This is a genomic window from Murinocardiopsis flavida (assembly GCF_003014485.1).
GTDB classification, from domain to species: Bacteria; Actinomycetota; Actinomycetes; order Streptosporangiales; family Streptosporangiaceae; genus Murinocardiopsis; species Murinocardiopsis flavida.
This window is the reverse complement of sequence record NZ_PYGA01000022.1, coordinates 101,266-121,863: the sequence shown is the minus strand read 5'-3', so window position 1 is coordinate 121,863 and position 20,598 is coordinate 101,266. Positions and strand designations below refer to the sequence as shown.

Genomic DNA, 20,598 nt, shown 5'->3' with positions numbered 1-20,598 from the left:
GCATCCGCGCACGCGGCCGCGTGCGCGGCGGCCGAGGCGAGGGTGCGGCGCACCCCGGCCAGTCCCCTGTCGGGGGGTGGCTCGTGGGGTGTTCCATGTTCGAACATGTTTCCAGTATATGCGGTATTGCCTGCGTCGACCAGGTATGATTCGGCTGATCTGGTGGTGTTTCGGTGGTCGTTGCGCCATGGGTGCGGGCGATGGATTCGGTCGTGATTCGGGGCGCGGCGAACGTTTCCGTGTTGGTGCAGGTCAGGGACCCGAGGCCGCCGGGCGGCGCACCGGATGGTGGATGGCCGGCGTACGTGACCCCGAATCGGTGACCGAGCACTCCTGGCGAACCTCGATCATCCCGTCCGTGATCGCGGGATTGGAAGCCACCGACCCAGCGCGGGCGGCGCTCCTCGCGGTCTGGCACGACTCTCAAGAGACCCGGGGAGGTGATGTGAACCATCTCGGGAAGAAGTACATCGAGCGCCCGGCTGACCCTGTGGCAGTAACCGAGGACCAGACTTCGGCGATGCCGCCGACGCTGGCGGCGATGATTCGCGGCGTGGTTGCCGAGTACGAGGCACAGGAGAGCGCGGAGGCGCGATGCGCGAAGGACGCCGACAAGATCGAGTGCATGCTGCAAGGGCTGGAGTACCGATCGCAGGGATTCGCGAATGCCGAGCGTTGGATCGACAACTCGCGTGCCCGGGTGAAGACGCCGTCGGGGCAGCGACTGGCGGATGAACTGCTCGCGCAAGGCTCGTGGGACTGGCTGCGTACGGCAATGGGCGAGATGCCCAGTGCTCCCCGCACGCGCGGGGGTGGTCCCCGCAGGAAGTTCGTCTCCGCCTTGCGCTGGAAGTGCTCCCCGCGATTGCGGGGGTGGGGGTCTGTCAGGGCTTGTGGGGGATGTGCATTTCGATCTCTACGCCTTCTCCCGGGGTGGAGACGATGTCTACTGTGCCGCCGGCGTCGTGGATGCGGCCCTTGATGCTTTGGGCGATTCCCAGCCGACCGGCGGCCTCGGCCTCGGCTATGCGGTCTGGTTCCATGCCAGGGCCGTCGTCGCGGACCGTCACCGTTGCGGCCTCGGTCTCGTCCTCGACCAGGACCCAGGCACGGGTGTCCGGGCCGCAATGGCGCTCGACGTTGGCCAGTGCCGCTCCCACCGCGTCCGCCACCTCCGCGGCGATGTGCGCGGGGAACAGCACCGGGGTCGCCGGGGTTGAGACGGTCACCGACGCCGAGGCGTGGGCGCCCAGCAGCGGACGCAGGTCCGCCGGGCCGCTCGGGTGCCCGGCCACCTGATCCCCACTCGCCGTCCGTTGCGCCGACTGCGCTGAGCCGCGCGCCGCTCGCCACGCCGCCAGCGTTCCGCCTCCCGCCGTCCGGCGTGCCGACTGCGCCCCCCTACCCGACCGGGCCGCCCGGGCTCCGCCGGTCTCCCTGGACGTGAGGAGCGCACCGCCGACTGCCACGTTGGTTCCCGTGTCGTCGGCGGCGATCAGGCTGCGGAGTTTGGCCTCCTGCTCGCCCGCGAGGCGGCCGAGCTCCGCCGCCTCTCCGCCCGCTTCGGAGCCGCGCCTCTGCACCATCGCGAGCACCTGGAGGACGGAGTCGTGGATCGAGCGCGCCAGCCGCTCGCGCTCGCGGGTGCGCGCCTCCATGGCGGCGGCGAGCGACAGCCGCTCCTCGGCCTCCGCCGCCACATGGACCATGTACCCCACGGCCAGCCCGGCGAGGACCAGCAGGATGACGCCGCGGGCGGTGGCGGCGGACACGTCCATTTGCAGGACCAGCCGGATGACGTTGTCGGCGACCCCGTACGCCAGTGGCACACCCAGCGCCCACCCGCGCCCCCGCACCACAACGGCGGCGAGCGCGGCGGCGCCGAACCAGGTGGCGGTCAGCGGCGGGGCGACCTTCAGGTAGGCGGGGGTCGCCGCGACGATCGTCGCCATGAGGCAGCAGCCTGCGACGAGGAGGTCGGCCCAGACCATGGCGTGCCGCTGCCGATCGCCCGAAAGCCGCGGATAGGTGCGGGTGGTGACGGCGGTCCAGCACGCCATGACGGCGAGGACGGTCCACGCGACCCACGGGACGTCCAGGTGCCGGTGCTGCTGAACGACGATGGCGACGGCGTAGACGAGCGACGCCACGCGGAAGACCGCGATACCGCGCCACAGCGGAGCCTCGAACCCCATTCAACGCCCTCCCGGTCCGCCGCCGGCCGCACGGCGTGTGCCGGGCCTCACGGGGCTGGTGTCTGCTTGCCTGCCTGCTTGCCCGCCTTCTTCTCGGCCTTGCGCTTGGCCTTCTCGGCCTTCTTCCGCTCGCGCTCGGCCCGCCTGCGGGTGCCCGCGTCGGCCTCGGCGCCGGTCCCGGACTCAGCTGCCCCAGACCCGGCCGCCCCGGACTCCCCGGTCCCGGACCCTGACCCGGACCGGGCCGTTCCGGACTCCCCGGCCCCGGACCCGGCGGCCGCGGCCTTCGCCGCCTGCCGCTCCGCCTTGCGCTCTTCCTTCGCCGCGGCGTCCAGCTCGGCCTTCACCGACTGCGCGTAGCGGTCGACGTACTCCTGCCCGGACAGCTCCATGAGCGAGTACATGATCTCGTCGGTGATGGCGCGCAGGACGCGGGGGTCCTTCTCCATGCCGTAGTAGCGGGAGAAGTCCAACGGCTTCCCGAAGACCACCTTGGGCCGGATGCCGAGCTTGGGGATGGTGCGCCCGGGCGGCATGATCTTGTCGACGTTGATCATCGCCATGGGCACGACCGGCGCGCGCGCCTCCAGGGCGATCCGTGCGACACCGGTGCGGCCGCGGTACAGGCGGCCGTCGGGCGACCGGGTGCCCTCGGGGTAGATGCCGAGCAGTTTGCCCTGCTTGAGCACGCGCAGGCCGGTGCGCAGCGCGCCCTCGCTGGCCTTGCCGCCGGACCGGTCGATGGGGATCTGTCCGACGCCCGTGAAGAACACGCGGCTGGCGAACCCTTTGAGTCCGCTGCCGGTGAAGTACTCCGACTTGGCGAGGAAGGTGATCTTGCGCGGGAGCGGCAGCGGGCCGAAGAAGTGGTCGGAGAAGGACAGGTGGTTGCTCACCATGACCGCGGGACCGTGCCGCGGGACGTTCTCGACCCCGTAGGCCCGCGGCTGCCACAACACGGCCAGCACCGGACCCAGAATCGCCTTGACCACCCAATAGAACACTGCGGCTCACCCCTGCTCACGCGGGGAGATCTCACCCTGAATCGGCACGTTCGCCTTCCCGCTGCACGAACAATCGCGGTCATCTTCCCACCGCTGAGCTCCGACTACCAATGCAGGACACCCCCAGCCCGGTTACCGACCGGTCGCGCGACGGTTCCGTGACCCGGTGTCACCCGTGCGGGGTCCCCGTGAGCGGGGGTCACCGCCACGCGTGTGCGGTACTTCCGGACTGCGTCACGTCTGGGTTAGTTTCGTGGTGTTGCGGCTTCCACCCGGATTCGCGCACCCGCTCACCACGCCGGCCCGCCATCACCTGGGGAACACCCATGACGCTACTGCCCGGAGCCGATCCGTTCCGGCACTCGGGAGGACCCACGGGGGTCGTTCTGTGCCACGGGTTCACCGGCACCCCGCAGTCCCTGCGTCCCTGGGCCGAGCACCTGGCCGCCGCCGGGCTGACCGTGGACCTGCCGCGCCTGCCGGGCCACGGCACCACCTGGCGCGACATGGCGCGTACCGGCGCCGACGACTGGCTGCGCGCCGCCGAGCAGGCGTTCGAGCGGGTCCGCGCCGACTGCGACGACGTCTTCGTCATGGGCCAGTCGATGGGCGGCTGCCTCGCGCTGCGCCTCGCCGAGCTGCACCCTGCGGCGTTCCGCGGCGTGGTGCTGGTCAACCCGTCGCTCGCGCTGGAGAACAAGGCGCTGTTCTTCGCCCCGCTGCTGAAGCGGTTTTTGCCCTCGGTCAAGGGCCTGGCCGACGACATCAAGAAGCCCGGGGTCCACGAGATCGGCTACGACCGGGTGCCGGTCGCCGCCGCAGCGACGCTGCCGAAGCTGTGGACCGCCACCCGGCGCGATCTCGGTGCGGTCACGGCGCCGATTCTCGTGTACAGAAGCCCCCAGGATCACGTCGTCGGACCGGCGAGTCTGCGTATCCTCGAAAGCGGGGCGGTCAACACGACCGTGACCGTCCGCTCATGCGACGACAGCTACCACGTCGCCACTCTCGACTACGACGCCGCCGCGATCTTCGCCGGCAGCCTCGCGTTCGTCCGGGAGCACGGCGGCAGAGCAGCGGGGAAGGAATAGACCGATGACGCATCGCCGTGGCAACGGCCTGCTCGCGGATACCTATGTCCCGCTGATCCTGCTACCCCCGGCGCTGGCCGACCTGATGCTCGACGCCCTGCGCCAGGCGCGGATCGCCGCCTACGCCATCCCGCTCGACGAGGACGTCCTCAAGCCGGCCGACTCCACCGCGCAGGAACCGCCCACCGACCACCTCTACGTCGACGCCAACGAGCGCGGGTCGGCCGAGGACGTCCTGCGCACCGAGCTGCCCGAGCTCGAAGGGCGCGCCATCGAGGTCGGCCGGTCCGAGAACGCCGCGAACGCCGAGAGCGGCGACACCCCGCCGGCCGGCGAGCCGTCGGCGCGCGACGCCATGGCGCCCGGCGAGTCCGTGGGGTCCAGCGAGTCCGTGGGCTCCGGCGCCGACGACGACGTCTGGGCCGACCTCGTGGCCCGCTTCTACGACAGCGACGCCACCGACGAACCCACCTGGCCCGACGCCGAGAACGTCGCGCGGCGCCGCGACGACGACACCGGCGGCGACCTCCTCGCGCCCGACCTCGACGACCCCGCCGGCTCCGATGATCCGGACGAGACCGCCGATCGCGAGGCCCGCCGAGCGCGGGCCGACGACGAGGAGCACTACGTCCCGCCGCCGCCCCCTCCGCTGCCGCGCGGCGACCTCGTCAGCAGGCTGTCGTGGGGCGGGCTGTTCGGCGGGCCCATCGTCCTGCTGGTCTCGACCCTGCTGGGCCAGCGGCTGCCCGACATCGTGGCGTTCCTCGCCGTGGCGGCGTTCATCGGCGGGTTCATCGTCTTGGTGGTGCGTATGGGCGACCGCCCCCCGCGCGACAGCGGCCCCGACGACGGCGCGGTCATCTGAACGGCCACCGCCGCGGCGCGGTGATCCGAGCCGCCGCCGCGCGGCTCAGCGGCGGGCGAGGTCGCCCGCGCCCACGATGCCCGCCTCCGGGCCCAGCTCGGCGGTGCGGACGTCGGCGAGGCTGCGCACCGCGCGGCCGGTGACGTGCCGGGTGAACGACGCGCGCGCGGGTTCCAGCAGGATGTCGCCCGCCTCCGACACGCCGCCGCCGATGACGAAGCACTCGGGGTCGAGGATCGCCGCCAGGTCGGCCAGGCCCAGGCCCACCCATTCGCCGACGATCCGGAAGCACTCCAGCGCCGCGGGGTCGCCCTCCTGCGCCGCGAGGGTGATCTCGGCGCCCTGGATCCGGGCGGTGTCGCCTTCGGCGAGGTCGAGCAGCCGCGCACCGTAGATCGGGTCGGCGGTCGCGAGGTCCTGCGCTTCGGCGACCAGCGCGCGGCCGCTGGCGTACTGCTCCCAGCACCCGTGGTTGCCGCACCCGCAGCGGCGGCCGTCGGGCACCATCCGGTAGTGGCCGATCTCGCCGGCGATGCCGTGGCGGCCGCGGAACAGCGCGCCGTCGGCGACGACCCCGCTGCCGATGCCGGTGCCCAGGGTCACGCACACGACGTGCGCCGCGCCGCGCCCGGCGCCGAACCGCGCCTCGGCCCACGCGGCGGCGTTGGCGTCGTTCTCGATGACCACGGGCAGATCGATGCGCTGCCGGACGCGCTTCTGCAAGGGTTCGTCGCGCCACGCCAGGTTGGGGGCGAACATCACGGTGGCGCGGTCCTCGTGGACGAACCCGGCGGTGCCGCAGCCCACACCGCTGATGGCGGCGCCGGTGTGCCGGACGAGGAGCTCCTCGACGGCGTCGCAGACCACGTCGGCGATGGCGGTGCTGTCGGCGGGCGTGGGGTACTTGACCTTGTCGAGGATCCGACCCTGGGGGTCGACCACTCCGGCGGCGACCTTGGTGCCCCCGATGTCGACACCGATGGTCAACGTCATCAGCAGACGCTCCTCACGCGCAGGCAGGGGCCGCCGCCGAGGTGCGGGGCTCCCCGGGGTTTCCGGTTCAGGTGGAGTAAACCACTGGTTCAGACCACTGCCCCGACCCGGGATGCCTCAACGCCGCGTGATGGCAGGCGGCGGGGTGTCGCCCCGCGATCCGCCGCCGTCGCCGTTGGGGCCGCCGCCGTCGTTCTCGTCGCGCTCGCGGCGGTTCTTCTCCCACGCGCTCTCGATGACGCCCCAGGTCTGGCCGGCCGCGCGGAACATCGTGGTGCCCGCCTTGAACAGGTGCCCGGCCACCTCGGGCGCAGCGGTGCGCGCGATGCCGAACAGCCGGTCGAGCGCCGGTTCGTCGGGGGTGTCGTCCTTGACGGCCTCCTCCCACACGTCGCCCTTCGACGGGGGCGGCGAGGTGACGCTGGAGACGCCGCGGCGCACGCCCGCGATGATGAGCTTGCGCTGGAGCGAGTCGACCAGCCGCAGCGCGTCGTCGATGATGTCCTGCGAGCCGGAGGAGCCGCCGGAGTCACGGTTCGGCTGGGCCATGGTCACACCTACCTGCCTGTTTCTGGGTCTGCCTGTCACCGTAGCCGCAACGCGGGCCCGGGTGCCGACGGCGGTGCCGAAACCAGGGCGAACCCCGAGCCGGTTCAGGGACGGCCGGGGGCGTGCGGGGGCGGCCGGGGACGTGCGGGTGTCGGGCGGTGGCGCACGGCCGCGCCCCGGGGTGGGGATCGTCGCATCGCCGTGCGCGGGCCCCCGCCCGGTGTGTTCCCGCTGGGCGTCCGGGTAATACTGGTATGTCCCCTGGGGACGGCCGCGCCCCGTGACCGGGCGCGCACCCGTGGTCCGATCGGCCGCGCCCGGGTCACTATCGGATACCAAGGTAGAACTGGTTCTACCTACCGGTGGGAAAACTTGTTACCGTCCTCACAAATCCCCTGCCAGCATCCGCAGTCCAGGAGTTGCACGTGCGCGAGTACAGCCGTCCGGTGAAGGTCGAGATCTCCACCGACGCACACCTGACCGACACCGTTTTCGCGCGCGCGGCCGAAGAGCCCGGCGCGGTCATGATGCGCCGCCAGGAGTCCGGCCAGTGGCGCGATGTCACGTGCAAGGAGTTCGGCGACGACGTCGTCGCCGTCGCCAAGGCGCTGATCGCCGCTGGCATCGAGCACGGCGACCGGGTCGGCCTGATGTCGCGGACCCGCTACGAGTGGACCGTCATTGACTACGCGCTGTGGGCGGTCGGCGCCGTCGTCGTCCCCATCTACGAGACCTCGTCGGCCGAGCAGGTCGAGTGGATCCTCGGCAACAGCGGCAGCCGCGCCGTGTTCGTCGAGAGCGCCGAGCACGGCGAGCGGGTCGGCGCGGTCAAGGACGCACTGCCGGACCTGGAGTCCGTCTGGCAGATCGACGATTCGGGCCTCGACACGTTCACCGCCACGGGCACCGAGGTCGACGCCGCGGCAATCGAGGAGCGCCGCGCGGCGGGCACCGTCGACGACCTCGCCACCCTCATCTACACGTCGGGCACCACCGGGCTGCCCAAGGGCTGCGAACTCACCCACCGGAACCTGCTCTTCACCATCCGCAACATCATCGACGGCCCGCTGGAGCAGGTGTTCACCGTCGAGGGCCGCGCCACGCTGCTGTTCCTGCCGCTGGCCCACTCCTTCGCGCGGATCATCGAAGTGGGCTGCGTGGAGTCCAAGACCATCCTGGGCCACTTCCCCACCACCGGCCCGGAGCTCATCGACACCCTCGGCGTCTACCAGCCCACGTTCCTGCTGGCCGTACCCCGCGTCTTCGAGAAGGTCTACAACAAGGCCGAGCAGAAGGCCGTCTCCGAAGGCAAGGGCCGGATCTTCGCCGCGGCGGCCGACACCGCCATCGCCTACAGCAAGGCGCTCGACACCGGCTCCGTGCCGCTGGGCCTGCGGCTCAAGCACGCCCTGTTCACCCGCCTGGTCTACGGCAAGATCCTCAAGGCGGTCGGCGGCCAGGCCACCCACGCGGTCTCGGGCGGCTCCGCGCTGGGCACCCGCCTCGGCCACTTCTTCCGCGGCGTCGGACTCACCATCATCGAGGGCTACGGTCTCACCGAGACCTCGGCGCCCACCGCGGTGAACGACCCCGGCCGCATCAAGATCGGCACCGTGGGCCAGCCGTTCCCCGGCGTGTCCATCGCCATCGGCGACGACGGCGAGATCCTCGTCAAGGGCGACCACGTGATGCGCGGCTACTGGGACAACCCGGCCGCGGCCGCAGAGGCGTTCGACGAGGACGGCTGGTACCGCACCGGCGACCTCGGCGACCTGGACGACGACGGCTACGTCAGCATCACCGGGCGCAAGAAGGAGATCATCGTGACCGCGGGCGGCAAGAACGTCGCCCCCGCCGTCATCGAGGACCGCATCCGCGGGCACGCGCTGGTCAGCCAGTGCCTGGTCGTCGGCGACAACCGCAACTTCATCGCGGCGCTCATCACGGTCGACCCCGAGGCGCTCGAATTCTGGAAGCAGCAGAACGGCAAGTCCGGCGGTGTCGCCGACCTCGTCGACGACCCCGACCTCATCGCCGCCGTGCAGGCCGCCGTCGACGACGCCAACAAGGCCGTGTCGCGGGCCGAGTCGGTGCGCAAGTTCACCCTGCTGCCCGTCGACTTCACCGAGGACGGCGGGCAGATGACCGCGTCTCTGAAGCTCAAGCGGCACGTCGTCGCCGAGCAGTTCGGCAAGGACATCGAAGAGCTCTACGCCGGCTGAGTGTCCGGGCGGGGGCGCCGCCCCCGCCCGTCAGCCGAGGATCGCGTCGAGGCGCTGCGCCGCGCCCGCCCAGGTCCACTCCCGCGCCACCCGCTCGCGGCCCCGCCCGCCCATGGCGGCGGCCGCGGCCGGGTCGCCGAGCAGGGCGATGAGGCGGCGCGCGGTGGGCCCCGGCAGCAGGGGGTCGACCACGTGCCCGGTGTCGCCGTCGCGCACCGCGTCGGGGGCCCCGCCGGACGCGCCGGCCACCACCGGCAGGCCGGCGGCCGCTGCCTCCAGGAACACGATCCCCAGGCCCTCGACGTCCAACCCGCCGTTGCGCGACCGGCACGGCATCGCGAAGACGTCGGCCGCGTCGTAGTGGGCGGGCAGGTCGTCCCATGCCACCGAGCCCGTGAACCGGACGGAGTCGGCCACCCCGCGCTCGCGCGCCAGCGCCTCCAGCCGCGACCGGTACGGACCGCCGCCGACCAGCAGCAGCACGGCGTCCGGGATGTCGGCGCGGACCCGCGGCCAGGCGCGGATCAGGGTGTCCTGGCCCTTGCGCGGCACCAGCCGCGAAACGCACGCCACCACGGGGCGCTCCCCCAGGTCCAGGCGCTCGCGCAGCTCCGCTCCCCCGGCGCCGGGCCGGAACCGCTCGGTGTCGACGCCGGGCGCCAGCCGCCGCATCCGCCGCGCGGCAGCGGGGTCGAGCACCCGCGCGAGCCGCGCCCGGGTGTAGTCGCCGAGGTAGGTGACGGTGTCGGTGTTGGCGCCCACGGAGCGCAGGAGGCCGCGCGCGCCCGGCAGCGACGCCCAGCCGGCCTCGTGGCCGTGGGTCAGGGCCACGATGCGGCGCACACCGTCGCGGCGCAGCCCCGCCGCCATGGCGCCCAGCGGGACGGCCGAGCCGAAGAGGACGGAGTCGCACTCCTCCAGCCGGGCGATCCGGCGCGCCCTGGCCCGCACCGCCGGGCCGGGCAGCAGCACCGAGGTGCGCTCGCGGATGACGGGGAACGGCTGGGCGATGTCGAACGCCTCGGGATCGCGCCAGGTGCCCCTGTCGGACCGCGCGGGCGTCGAGCAGTACACGACCACGGACCCGGGCGGCCGGTGCCGGGCGAGGGCGTGCACGAACGCCTGGATCCCCCCGGGGCGGGGCGGGAAGTCGTTGGTGATGATCAGAGTGCGCGTCACGGGCCCATTGTGGCCGACTCCGCGCACACGGCGGGCCGGCCCCGCGGGTGCGGCGGCCGGCCCGTCGGCGGGGTCAGGGGCGGATGCCGCCCACGAACTCCTGCTTGTAGTAGCTGTTCAGCGAGACCTCCATGACCGGCTTGGACGAGGTCGACGCGTGCACCATCTTGTTGTTCCCGGCGTAGATGCCGACGTGCGACGGCGAGGAGCTGTAGAAGAACAGCAGGTCGCCGGGTTGCAGCTCGTTGAACGACACGCGCTGGCCGGCGCCGTACTGCGACTGGGAGGTGCGGGGCAGGTTCACGCCGCCCTTCTTCCACGCGGCCTGGGTGAGGCCGGAGCAGTCGAAGCCGTCGGGCCCGGTACCGCCCCAGACGTAGGGCTTGCCGACCTGGGCGTAGGCGAAGTCGAGCGCGGCCTTGGCGTTGCCGGTCGCCGGGCCGTTGTAGGAGCTGCCGCCGGAGGAGCTGCCGCCGCGGCCGTCGCCGACGTTGGAGGTGGCGCTGTCCTGCTCCGAGGTGGTGAGGTCGTCGAGGATCTGCTGCTGCTTCTCGACCTTCTGCTCGCCCTGCTTCTTCGCCTTGTTGGCGTCCTTGAGCTTCTTCTTCGCCTTCTCCTCGGTGTCCTCGTACTCCTTCTCCAGCTTCTCCAGGCGGTCCTTCTCCTCGGTGTACTTGGAGAGGTTCTCGGTCTGGTTGCTGGAGAGGTAGCCGAGGTCGGCGGCCTGCCGGAGGGTGTCCTCGGGCCCGCCGGAGCCCATGAGGTAGGACGGGGCGCTGTAGTCGGTGCCGCTGTACGCGGCGTTCGCCATACCGCCGACCTGCTTGCGGAGGCCCTTGAGGCCCTTCTCGCTCTTCTTCAGGTCGTCCTTGACGTCCTTCAGCTTCTTCTTGGTGGTGTCGTGGTCCTCCTTCGCCTCGTTGTACTTCTCGGCGAGCTCGGAGAACTCACGCTCCAGCCTCTCGATCTTCTGCCGGACCTCGCTCGCGGAGGGCTCCGCGTTGGCGACACCGGGGGCCGCGATCAGCGCACCCGCCGCGACGAGGGACACAGCGGTCAGGCGGCGGCGTTTCGGGCCACGTTCATGGCGGTCGTCCACAGTTGTGGCACACCTTCCTCCCATATCCTCCGCCTACCGGGACGCGCACGCCGGGGGCGGCCGGGCACAGGCCGGCCTGGAAGCGTGGCAGCGGGGGCGGGTGCCATCGGGACACCCCAAGAGCGCCGGGCGGCGGTCGCGATCGAGCAGGTGGGGGGCGATCCGCCGGGGCTGCTCCCCGGTCTCCGTGATCTCGGGGGAGCGGACGATCGCGGAGTTCAGCGGGAGTCGGCCGCCGCCATCCTGGTGATGGCGAGAACGACGACCTCACTCGCCGACGAACCCTAGTGCATCGCCGGCACCATTCTCAACCATTCTGTTATCTTGCGAACGATCCTCGCGAATGCCGCATACCGGACACCGCCGGTCCCCCGCCCGCCCGATGCGGCGAAAGTCCCGTCGGCGCCGCGTTCCCGGCCCCCGGAGGCGCCGCCCCGCGCCGCGGCGAACCGGGTGCGCCGCGTGTGACAATCGCCTCCGGCGCGGCCCCGGCGCGGCAGCGGGGCCCGGCACGACAAGCGGGGCCCGGCACGACAAGCGGGGCCGGACGCACCGTCCGGCCCCGCTGACTGCGTTCTACGTTTCCGTGCCGCTACGGGCGGACGGCGCTCTCGTACTGCCCGCCCCAGTAGCCGGACAGCGAGACGACCTCGACGTTCTTGCCGGTGCGCGGCGCGTGGATCATCTGGTTGTTGCCGACGTACATGCCCATGTGGCCGTTGCCGCTGAAGAACACCAGGTCACCTGGTTGCAGCGCGTCGCGGCTGACCGACTGGCCCGCGCCGACCTGGCCGTAGGTGGTGCGCGGCAGGCTGACGCCCGCGGCGCCCCAGGCGCGCATGGTCAGGCCGGAGCAGTCGAATCCGCTCGGGCCGGCACCGCCGTACACGTAGGGCTTGCCCAGCTGCGCGTAGGCGTAGTCGAGCGCGGCCTTGGCGTTGCCGGAGGCCGACCCGTTGTAGCTCTGCCCGGAGTCGTTGCCGCCCGAGGCGGGGTCGGCGTCGGGGAACTCGGCGAGCAGGTCCTCCTGCTTGTCGATCTTGTCCTCGACCTTGTCCTTCTTCTTCTCGATCTTGTCCTTTTCGCCCTTGGTCTCCTTCAGGGCGTCCTTGGACTCCTTCTTGAGCTTGATCAGCCGCTCAGTGGAGCCCTCGAACTCGTCGAGCTGGGTCTTCTGGTTGTCCGAGAGGTAGCCGAGGTCGGCCGACTTGCCCAGCAGATCCTTGGGCGAGTCCGCCGCGAGGACCCGGGTCGGGGAGTCGAGCTCACCCGCGCGGTAGTTCGCGCTGGCGAACTCGGCGACCTTGTTGCGGAGCTTGTTGTAGCGCTCCTCCTCGTCGCCGACCTGCTTGTCGAGACCGTCGTACTTCTTCTTCGCGGTGTCGTAGTCCTCTTTCGCCGCGTTGTAGTCGTCGACGATCTTCCCGGCCTCCTTCTGGAGGTCGGAGATCTTCTTCTTGACTTCTTCCTTCGTCGGCTCAGCGTGCGCGATGCCTCCGGGAAGAATCAGGCTCCCGGCTGCGACGGCTCCGATACCGGCAACGATCCGGCTGGCCGTGCGCCGTCCCGAACTGTTCGCCATGGGCGGGACACGCTCCTCGTCATCAATGTCCGCACGGAGTGGGGATAAGGGGTGGGCGCCGGCGGACCTCAGGCGCTGACAGCACCGTGCGGGAGCAGCGGCCAGCGGGGTGACCCGCCGCATGGGGGCGGCGGACGGCGCTACGTCCAACACGAGCAGCCGGTACTCCGCACCGCGGCCTCAGGGCAGCGCGCGCCGCGGGTGCGACGGACACCGGCATGGGGCCATGGTGCGGAGCCGACTATCCGGCTCCGGGATGAACCTAGCGGGTCAACCCGTGCCACTCAACCACGGGACCCGCGAAGTCTCCGCGTCAGCACCCGTCCCGCGCTCATCTGCGCTGCCCTGCGGCCCCATTGGGCCTCCGCTATGACACTGGCCACATCCGGCCACTCGCACCGCGATCGGTTTGCCCGCCCAGGCCGGGTCGGGGTTCGTCACGCCCCTTCGAGCCGCCGCAGGAACAGCAGCGAGGGGACGGGCCGCGCCCCTTCCCGCCGCACGGCGGAGACGATCTCGCGGTCCGAGGTCACCACGCCGAGCGGCCGCCCCGGCGGCTCGGCCCGCACCAGGCGGATGATGAGCTCGTCCGCGGTCTCCCCCGGGTCGCTGAACAGCAGCCGGACCCGCCGGTTCGACGGCAGCGCCGGCGGGGCGTCGACGTCGGCGCCGTCGAAGACGCAGGTGATCTCCGCCTTGGTGCGGCTCGCCAGGCCCTCCAGCGACGTCAGCAGCCGGGTGCGCTGGTCGGCCAGCGGCAGCGTGCCGTACCCGGTCTTGGTCACGTTGTAGCCGTCGACCAGCAGGTGCACCCGCGGCAGCAGGAGCAGCTGGTCGACCACTGCCGGGTCGTCGGCCGCGAGGCCGACCGAGGGGGTGCCGCGGACCCGCCGCTCGTGCTCCTCGGCGACCAGGTCGGCCGGGCTCTCGATGGAGGTCGGCAGGGCGAGTTCGCGGCGCAACCCGTGCGAGGCGTCCATCAGCACGTCGAGCAGTACGTGCAGCCGCGCGTCGTCGGCGCTGCGCCCGGCGCGCGCCGCCCTGCGCGCGTTCTCCACCTGGGACTCGGCGGCGGCGAGCCGGTTGCGCAGGCGGCGGTTCTCCGCCTCCACCGCGCCGAGCCGGCCGGCCGCCGCGGTGTCGCGCTCCGCCGCGTCGGCCGACGCCCGCTCGGCCCGCTCGACCGCGTCCTTCGCGCGCTGCCGCTCGGCGTGCAGGCGCCGCCGCAGGTCCGCGATCTCGGAGCGCTGCTCGCGCAGGCCGGACCGCAGCCGCACGGTCTCCCTGTGGTGCTCGCTCTTCACCTCGTCCAGCCTGCGGCGCGCCTCGGCGAGCTCGGCCGCCACCGCGCCGACCTCCTTGGCGCTCTCCTGCTGTTCGAGGTCGCCGTGGATCCTGTCCACGATCAGCGCCCAGCCGGCCGGCCGGAGCAGGTACGCGGCCGCCGCGACGGCCACCGGGTCGGCGGCGGGGGGCACCATGCCCCGGCGCAGCCCCTCGGCGAGCTCCGGCCACACGCGCGCGACCCGCTCGGCGACCCGCCCCCGGAACCCGGCGTCGGTCTCCAGCTGCGCGGCGATCTGCGGGCCCGCGAGCCGCGCGCGGCGGCGCGGCTCGAACTTCGCGACGCGGCGCAGCGCCGCGGGCACCTCGGCCGCCGGCAGGCCGCCGAGGATGTCGGCGCCGTACTCGACCACCCTGGCCCGCACGTCCTCGGGGAGGGGGCGGTCGAGCCCTTCTTCATCCCCCGTGTCCCCCGTGTCCGGTTCGGGGGCGTCCAGCGGCTCCGGTGGCGCACCGGAGCCGCTGGACGCCCCCGAAGGGCCCGGACCGCCGGCCGGGCCCGTCGAAGCGTCCTCACTCGACGTCATGCCGGTTCCGCCGCCTGTTCCTGGCCCGCGGACGCCTCGGCCGCCGGCCGGGGCACGACGTCCACCGCGTCGACGGCGTCGCACCAGCGGCACCGCACGTGCTCGACGGTCTCCGCGAGCACCTCGCTCTCCTCGACACGGCTCGCACCCGACAGGTCGAGGTGCAGGTAGTCGCGGGACCGGACCGTGCGGGTGACGTCGAACCGGGTCAGGTTGCCGCACTGCGCGCAGCGCCACCGCTCGGTATCGGTCGGCACCGAAATGCTCATTGTGTTGCTCCTCCTTTGTCTGCACCCTAGGGCGCATCGCACCCGCTACCCGAGAAGACACGAGTACCGTCCGATTACGATTCGCATTCCTCTTTGGCCTGGTTGGCCGTTATCCTTCCATGCCGCCGCACGCGGCCCCGGCGGCACACCAGGGCCGCCGCGCAGGTCGGAGCGCCCGACCCCCGGCAGAACTCCTGTACGAACCGTCCGAGGGCCGCCCTACCCTGGTCCCCGTGGACGATCAGCGACCCCCCGCGATCCAGGGCACCCTCGACGACCTGGGGACCCCGCTGTCGCAGACCACCTTCGTCATCGTCGATCTGGAGACCACCGGCACCCGCGCCGACGGCGCGGGCATCACCGAGATCGGCGCGGTGAAGGTGCGCGGCGGCGAGGTCCTCGGCGAGTTCGGCACCCTGGTCGACCCCGGTGTGCCCATCCCGCCGTTCATCACACTGCTGACCGGCATCACCCAGGCCATGGTCGCCCCCGCGCCGCGCATCGAGGCGGTCCTGCCGGGCTTCCTGGAGTTCGCCGGGCTCGACCGCCCCGGCACCGCCCTGGTCGCCCACAACGCACCGTTCGACGTGGGCTTCCTCAAGGCCGCGTGCGCGGCGCACGACCGGCCGTGGCCGCACACCGTGGTGATCGACACCGTCCCGCTCGCGCGCCGCCTGGTCACCCGCGACGAAGTCCCCAACCACAAGCTCGGCACCCTCGCCGGCTTCTTCCGGGTCCCCGACCAGCCCACCCACCGCGCCCTCGACGACGCCCGCGCCACCGTCGGCGTCCTGCACGGCCTGCTCGAACGCCTCGGCTCGTTCGGCATCGACACCCTCGAGGAGCTGCGCGGGTTCCGCGCCGCGCCCACCGCCACGCAGCGCCGCAAGCGGGGGCTCGCCGACGACCTCCCCAACGCACCGGGCGTGTACGTCTTCGAGGACGCCAAGGGCGACGCACTCTACGTCGGCAAGAGCGGCGACCTCCGCAAGCGCGCCAAGTCCTACTTCACCGCGTCGGAGACCCGGGGGCGGGTGCGCGAGATGCTCGCGCTGGCCGAGCGCATCACCCCCATCGTCTGCGGCACCGGGCTCGAAGCCGAGGTCCGCGAGCTGCGGCTGATCGCCGAACGCACGCCGCCCTACAACCGCCGCTCCCGCAACCCCGACCGCAAGACCTGGCTGAAGCTCACCGCCGAGCGGTTCCCCCGGCTGTCGCTCGTCCGCGCCGTACGCGACGACGGCGTGCCCTACCTCGGCCCCTTCAACTCCGCCCGCGACGCCGAGCTCGCCCGCGAGGCCCTGCTGCACGCCTTCCCACTGCGGCAGTGCACCCACCGGTTCACCGCGACCACCGAGGTCCGCGCCTGCGTCCTCGCCGAACTGGGGCGCTGCAACGCCCCCTGCGAGGGGCGCGAGACCGAGGCGGAGTACGCCGCGCACACCGAGGCGGCCGGCACCGCGTTCACCGGCGACCCCTCCCCCGTGGTGCGGGCCGTCACCGCGCAGATCCGCACCCTGTCCGCCGCGCTCCGCTTCGAGGAGGCGGCGGTGCACCGCGACCGGCTGGCCGCCTTCCTCAAGGCCGCCATCCGCGTCCAGCGCCTCTCCGCGCTCGCCGCACTCCCGCACCTGGTCGCCGCGCGGCGCGCGGCGAACGGCTGGGAGCTGTGCGTGGTGCGGCACGGCCGCCTCGCCGGCAGCGGACTCATGGCCCCCGGCGCCGACCCGCACGCCTACCTGCGCGCCCTCGTCGCCACCGCCGAGACCGTGGGGCCGGGCCACGGCCCCACGCCCAGGGCGCGCGCCGAGGAGATGGAATGCGTGCTGCGCTGGCTCGACACGCCCGGCACCCGCCTCGTCGAACTCGACGGCGACTGGACATGCCCCACCAACGGTGCCGAAAAGCACCGTGAAATGGCAGACTGGCAGCGCGAACCATCCGGCGCCCGAAAATGAGCGGCAGCAGCCGTTCCGGGCGAACGAGGAAGAACGGTACCCACAGCCGATGGCGGGTTTGCCCCTCAGCGACGACTACCCGGTCCGCCGGGTCCCCGTCGTCACCTACCTGCTCATCGCTGCCAACGTCGCGGTGTACCTGCTGTCGCCCATGTCGAACATGGCCACCTGGTACGGCGGCGAGGCGTTCCAGCGGGTCTGCGCCATGGAGATCTACACCCTCCACTGGGCGGCGATCCCCAAGGAGCTGCTCACCGGTGTGCAGCTCACCGGCGCCACCGAGTGCCCCGGCGGCGACTTCGCAAAGCTCCCCTGGGTGTCCGCACTCACCTCCATGTTCCTGCACGCCGGGGTCGCGCACCTGCTCGGCAACATGGTCTACCTGTTCGTCTTCGGCCCCTGCGTCGAGGACCGGCTCGGCCGCCTGCGCTACCTCGCCCTGTACGTGGGCACCGGCGTCGCCGCCTGCTACGGCTTCGCGCTGAGCCAGGGGCCCGTCGAGGTGCCCATGGTCGGCGCCTCCGGCGCCATCTCCGGTGTCCTCGGCGCCTACCTCGTCGTGCAGTTCCGCAGCCGGGTCGTCACCCTGGTCTTCGGGATCATCCCGGTGCGGCTGCCCGGCTGGGTGCTCGTCGCCACCTACTTCCTGCTCCAGTACCTGCTCTACGTCGGCAGCACGGCGTCCGGCGGCGAGGGCGACTCCGTCGCCTACGCCGCCCATGTGTACGGTTTCGTCGCCGGGGTCGTGGCCGGCCTGCTCATCTACCGGATACGCTGGCGCGCCGGGGCGCGGCTCTCCGACGTCCACTGACCCCGCGGCACGCACCGACTCTGAGGAGCCCAGTGATCACCTCGATCGTTCTGATCAAGGCCGACGTCGACCGCATCGCCGAGGTCGCCGAGGCGATCGCCGCGATCGAGGGTGTCAGCGAGGTCTACTCGGTCACGGGCGGGATCGACCTGATCGCGGTCGTCCGCGTGCGCGAGCACGAGGAACTCGCCGAGGTCATCCCCGGCCGGGTGAACAAGGTCCCCGGCGTCCTCAGCTCCGACACCCACATCGCGTTCCACACCTACTCCCAGCACGACCTCGAAGCGGCGTTCTCGCTGGGAATGTGAGCCGGCCGCCCGCCTCGGGCCGCCCGGGCCGCGGAGCGGCGAGCGGGGTTCAGGACGCCTTGGCGTAGGACTGGCTGGTCTCGATCCACCGGTCGAGCAGGGCGGCCGCGGCTCCGCTGTCGACCGCCTCGGCGGCCGCGGCGAGCGCGTCGGGCAGCGCATCGGCGAGCGACCCGCCCACGCCGCGCGCCGCCGCGACCCCCGCGGCGGCGTTGAGCAGCACCGCGTCGCGCACCGGCCCCGCGGCGCCCGCCACCATGTCGCGGACGACCGCGGCGTTGTACTCGACGTCGCCGCCGCGCAGCGCGTCGGGCGCGGCCCGCTCGATCCCCAGTCCCGCCGGGTCGAGCACCTCGCGCCGCACCGCGCCGTCGTGGACCGTCCACACCGTGGACGTGGTGGTCGTGGTGAGCTCGTCGAGGCCGTCGTCGCCGCGGAACACAACGGCCGACATGCCCCTGCGGGCGAACACCCCGGCGATGACCTCGCTCATTCCGGGGTCGAACACGCCCACGGCCGCGGCGGTCGTCCGGGCGGGGTTGGTGAGCGGGCCGAGGAAGTTGAACACGGTCGGCACCGCGAGCTCCCGGCGCGGTTTCGCCGCGTAGCGCAACGACGGGTGGAACAGGGGCGCGAAGCAGAAGGTGATCCCCGCCTCCTCCGCGACCCGCGCCGTGTACCGCGGGGCGAGGTCGATGACCACACCGAGCCGCTCCAGGACGTCGGCGGTCCCGCACGACGATGACGCCGCCCTGTTGCCGTGCTTGACCACCCGGACGCCCGTGGCCGCCGCGACGATCGCCGCCATGGTCGACACGTTGACGGTGTGCGCCTGGTCGCCGCCGGTGCCGACGATGTCGAGCGTGGTGCCGGGCACACCGATCTGGACGGCGTTGTCGAGCATGCCGTCGGCGAGGCCGGTGACCTCCTCGACGGTCTCGCCCTTGGCGCGCAGCGCGATGGCGAACCCCGCGATCTGGGCGTCCGTGGCCGACCCCGACATGATCTCGTTCATCGCCCACTCGGTCTCGGCCGCGGCGAGGGTCGCACCGGAGAGCAGCGCGTTGATCAGATCGGACCAGGTGGTTCGTGCGGCGTTCATGGGCTTCCTCAAGAGGGCGGTGCGACACAGCGGGCCCTGCGCGCGGCCGGGCGGCGCCAGGGTCCGGTCAGGGGGTCACGGCGTCGCCGCGAGCCCCGCGGCGCGGGCGCGCATGAGCTCGGCGAGGGACTCGGCGATGGCGACGGGGTCGATGGGGTGGGCGACGACCTTGTCGGCGCGCGACCAGGTGGCCAGCCAGCCGTCGTCGCGCCGCCCGATGAGCAGCAGGACCGGGGGGCACCGGTAGATCTCGTCCTTCGCCTGGCGGCACACGCCCATGCCGCCGGCCGGCTGCGCCTCGCCGTCGAAGATCGCGACGTCGATGCCGCCGGCGTCGAGGCGCTTCATGACGGCGGGCGCTGTGGCGCACTCGACGAACTCGACCTTGGGCACATCGGCGGCGGGACGGCGGCCCACGGCGCGCCGCACCTGTTCGCGCACACCGGCGTCATCGCTGAAGAGGAGGACCTTCATCGGGGTGGTCCGCTCGTCGGGTTGCGCGCCGCTCGTGCCCATGGTCGACCGTCCTTAAACTCCGGTAATCGCCGGCCGCGCGCCCGGGTGGTGCCGGGACCGACCGCCTTCGATGCCGTAGAGCCTATTGCCTCACGCTCTCTCGGGGGTCATCCGAGGGGGCACGGGGCCATAGGCACGGCCTCTCGCCCCCCACAGGATTCCCGAGGGGTGACAGGCCATAGGCAATGCCTCAACACTCTCTCGGGGGTCATCCGAGGGGGCGAGAGGCCGCAGGCAATGCCTCTGGCCCCCCGCAGGGGGTCCCCGAGGGGGCAGTTCCGACATGCCGTACGGCGCGTTTCGGGGGGTCGGGCAGCAGACCCCGCCGGATACCGCAATAATGCAGACGTGGCGACAGCAACCGCGAAACAAGAAATAGCACCGACACCGATACATGGTGCGGCCAAGCGTCCTGACCTGGTGAGCGTTGGCACCATCGTGTGGCTCGCCAACGAGCTCATGTTCTTCGCAGCGCTGTTCGCGATGTACTTCACCATCCGATCGGTGACCAAGGGCGACGAAGCACTGGGGCCCTGGCCCCAGGTGGAACTGAACGTTCCGCTCGCCCTCGTCATCACTGTTGTCCTGGTGGCCTCCAGCTTCACCGCGCAGGCGGGCGTCTGGGCCGCCGAGCGCGGTGATGTGCGGAAGCTCCGTATGTGGTTCGTCATTTCGTTCCTCATGGGCCTGTTCTTCGTCCTCGGCCAGGCGTACGAGTACTACGAACTCGTGCACCACGGACTCACCTTGCAGTCCAGTGCCTACGGCTCGATGTTCTTCCTCACCACGGGTTTCCACGGTCTCCACGTGATCGGTGGGCTGATCGCGTTCCTCATCATGCTGGGACGCACGTACGCCGCGAAGCGCTTCACCCACCAGCAGGCCACCAGCGCGATCGTCGTGTCCTACTACTGGCACTTCGTCGACGTGGTCTGGATCGCTTTGTTCGCAACCATCTACTTCCTTCAGTGACCCGAACGGGGA

At 72.0% G+C, this 20,598-nt stretch carries 19 protein-coding genes; 8 read left to right on the top strand and 11 right to left on the bottom strand.

What is annotated here, in order from left to right:
* Positions 1 to 118: 118 nt before the first annotated feature.
* Positions 119 to 982: an HD domain-containing protein gene (locus CLV63_RS26075; protein WP_342751440.1), complete on the top strand. Its 864-nt coding sequence runs from the start codon at positions 119 to 121 to the stop codon at positions 980 to 982.
* Here the strand turns inward: CLV63_RS26075 and macS are convergent.
* On the bottom strand, positions 885 to 2,195 hold the full coding sequence (gene macS, locus CLV63_RS26070) for a MacS family sensor histidine kinase (protein ID WP_245929061.1): 1,311 nt from the start codon (positions 2,193 to 2,195) through the stop codon (positions 885 to 887). The two genes, CLV63_RS26075 and macS, sit on opposite strands and share 98 nt — an antisense overlap.
* Positions 2,196 to 2,242: 47 nt before the next feature.
* Positions 2,243 to 3,199 carry a lysophospholipid acyltransferase family protein gene (locus tag CLV63_RS26065; RefSeq protein ID WP_106585857.1) on the bottom strand — a complete coding sequence of 319 codons (957 nt, stop codon included), beginning with the start codon at positions 3,197 to 3,199 and terminating at the stop codon, positions 2,243 to 2,245.
* Positions 3,200 to 3,525: 326 nt separating this feature from the next.
* Between CLV63_RS26065 and CLV63_RS26060 the strand changes: the two genes are divergently transcribed.
* Both CLV63_RS26060 and CLV63_RS26055 read left to right on the top strand, forming a co-directional pair.
* On the top strand, positions 3,526 to 4,290 hold the full coding sequence (locus CLV63_RS26060; RefSeq protein ID WP_106585856.1) for an alpha/beta hydrolase: 765 nt from the start codon (positions 3,526 to 3,528) through the stop codon (positions 4,288 to 4,290).
* 4 nt (positions 4,291 to 4,294) lie between these two features.
* Positions 4,295 to 5,155 (top strand): hypothetical protein, encoded by an 861-nt coding sequence (locus CLV63_RS26055; RefSeq protein ID WP_106585855.1) that lies wholly within the window; start codon positions 4,295 to 4,297, stop codon positions 5,153 to 5,155.
* Between the two features lie 45 nt (positions 5,156 to 5,200).
* Here the strand turns inward: CLV63_RS26055 and CLV63_RS26050 are convergent, their stop codons facing one another.
* Entirely contained in the window at positions 5,201 to 6,148 is a 948-nt protein-coding gene (locus tag CLV63_RS26050) for an ROK family glucokinase (RefSeq protein WP_106585854.1), read from the bottom strand.
* Positions 6,149 to 6,265: 117 nt separating this feature from the next.
* Positions 6,266 to 6,697, bottom strand: a complete 432-nt coding sequence (locus CLV63_RS26045; RefSeq protein ID WP_106585853.1) for a hypothetical protein — start codon at positions 6,695 to 6,697, stop codon at positions 6,266 to 6,268.
* A gap of 425 nt (positions 6,698 to 7,122) precedes the next feature.
* Here CLV63_RS26045 and CLV63_RS26040 point away from each other — a divergent pair, with 425 nt between their 5' ends.
* The gene (locus CLV63_RS26040) at positions 7,123 to 8,919 is read left to right on the top strand and encodes an AMP-dependent synthetase/ligase (protein WP_106585852.1); all 1,797 of its coding nucleotides are present in this window, start codon (positions 7,123 to 7,125) and stop codon (positions 8,917 to 8,919) included.
* A gap of 30 nt (positions 8,920 to 8,949) precedes the next feature.
* Here CLV63_RS26040 and CLV63_RS26035 read toward each other — a convergent pair whose 3' ends face one another.
* The 5 genes from CLV63_RS26035 to CLV63_RS26010 form a co-directional block, all read right to left on the bottom strand.
* Positions 8,950 to 10,098: a glycosyltransferase family 4 protein gene (locus tag CLV63_RS26035; RefSeq protein WP_106585851.1), complete on the bottom strand. Its 1,149-nt coding sequence runs from the start codon at positions 10,096 to 10,098 to the stop codon at positions 8,950 to 8,952.
* Between the two features lie 73 nt (positions 10,099 to 10,171).
* A complete protein-coding gene (locus CLV63_RS26030) occupies positions 10,172 to 11,197 on the bottom strand; it encodes a C40 family peptidase (RefSeq protein WP_245929060.1) in 1,026 nt (341 codons plus the stop codon).
* Positions 11,198 to 11,789: 592 nt separating this feature from the next.
* Positions 11,790 to 12,779, bottom strand: a complete 990-nt coding sequence (locus tag CLV63_RS26020) for a C40 family peptidase (protein ID WP_106585848.1) — start codon at positions 12,777 to 12,779, stop codon at positions 11,790 to 11,792.
* A 437-nt stretch (positions 12,780 to 13,216) separates the two neighbouring features.
* Positions 13,217 to 14,650 (bottom strand): NYN domain-containing protein, encoded by a 1,434-nt coding sequence (locus tag CLV63_RS26015; protein ID WP_106585847.1) that lies wholly within the window; start codon positions 14,648 to 14,650, stop codon positions 13,217 to 13,219.
* Positions 14,647 to 14,919 carry a hypothetical protein gene (locus CLV63_RS26010; RefSeq protein WP_106585846.1) on the bottom strand — a complete coding sequence of 91 codons (273 nt, stop codon included), beginning with the start codon at positions 14,917 to 14,919 and terminating at the stop codon, positions 14,647 to 14,649. Before CLV63_RS26010 ends, CLV63_RS26015 begins: the two co-directional genes overlap by 4 nt.
* Positions 14,920 to 15,152: 233 nt before the next feature.
* Between CLV63_RS26010 and CLV63_RS26005 the strand changes: the two genes are divergently transcribed.
* The 3 genes from CLV63_RS26005 to CLV63_RS25995 are packed head-to-tail and all read left to right on the top strand — an operon-like array spanning position 15,153 to position 17,996.
* Positions 15,153 to 16,877 carry a DEDD exonuclease domain-containing protein gene (locus CLV63_RS26005; RefSeq protein ID WP_245929059.1) on the top strand — a complete coding sequence of 575 codons (1,725 nt, stop codon included), beginning with the start codon at positions 15,153 to 15,155 and terminating at the stop codon, positions 16,875 to 16,877.
* A 49-nt stretch (positions 16,878 to 16,926) separates the two neighbouring features.
* Entirely contained in the window at positions 16,927 to 17,688 is a 762-nt protein-coding gene (locus CLV63_RS26000; RefSeq protein ID WP_106585844.1) for a rhomboid family intramembrane serine protease, read from the top strand.
* Between the two features lie 32 nt (positions 17,689 to 17,720).
* Positions 17,721 to 17,996 (top strand): Lrp/AsnC ligand binding domain-containing protein, encoded by a 276-nt coding sequence (locus tag CLV63_RS25995; protein ID WP_106585843.1) that lies wholly within the window; start codon positions 17,721 to 17,723, stop codon positions 17,994 to 17,996.
* Positions 17,997 to 18,045: 49 nt separating this feature from the next.
* Here CLV63_RS25995 and trpD read toward each other — a convergent pair whose 3' ends face one another.
* Together trpD and CLV63_RS25985 are read right to left on the bottom strand one after the other, a co-directional pair.
* On the bottom strand, positions 18,046 to 19,098 hold the full coding sequence (gene trpD, locus CLV63_RS25990) for an anthranilate phosphoribosyltransferase (protein WP_106585842.1): 1,053 nt from the start codon (positions 19,096 to 19,098) through the stop codon (positions 18,046 to 18,048).
* A 75-nt stretch (positions 19,099 to 19,173) separates the two neighbouring features.
* Positions 19,174 to 19,614, bottom strand: a complete 441-nt coding sequence (locus tag CLV63_RS25985; RefSeq protein ID WP_245929058.1) for a hypothetical protein — start codon at positions 19,612 to 19,614, stop codon at positions 19,174 to 19,176.
* Between the two features lie 348 nt (positions 19,615 to 19,962).
* On the opposite strand from CLV63_RS25985, the gene ctaE reads away from it, so the two are divergent.
* The gene (ctaE, locus tag CLV63_RS25980; RefSeq protein WP_449288808.1) at positions 19,963 to 20,586 is read left to right on the top strand and encodes an aa3-type cytochrome oxidase subunit III; all 624 of its coding nucleotides are present in this window, start codon (positions 19,963 to 19,965) and stop codon (positions 20,584 to 20,586) included.
* The last annotated feature ends 12 nt before the right edge of the window (positions 20,587 to 20,598 follow it).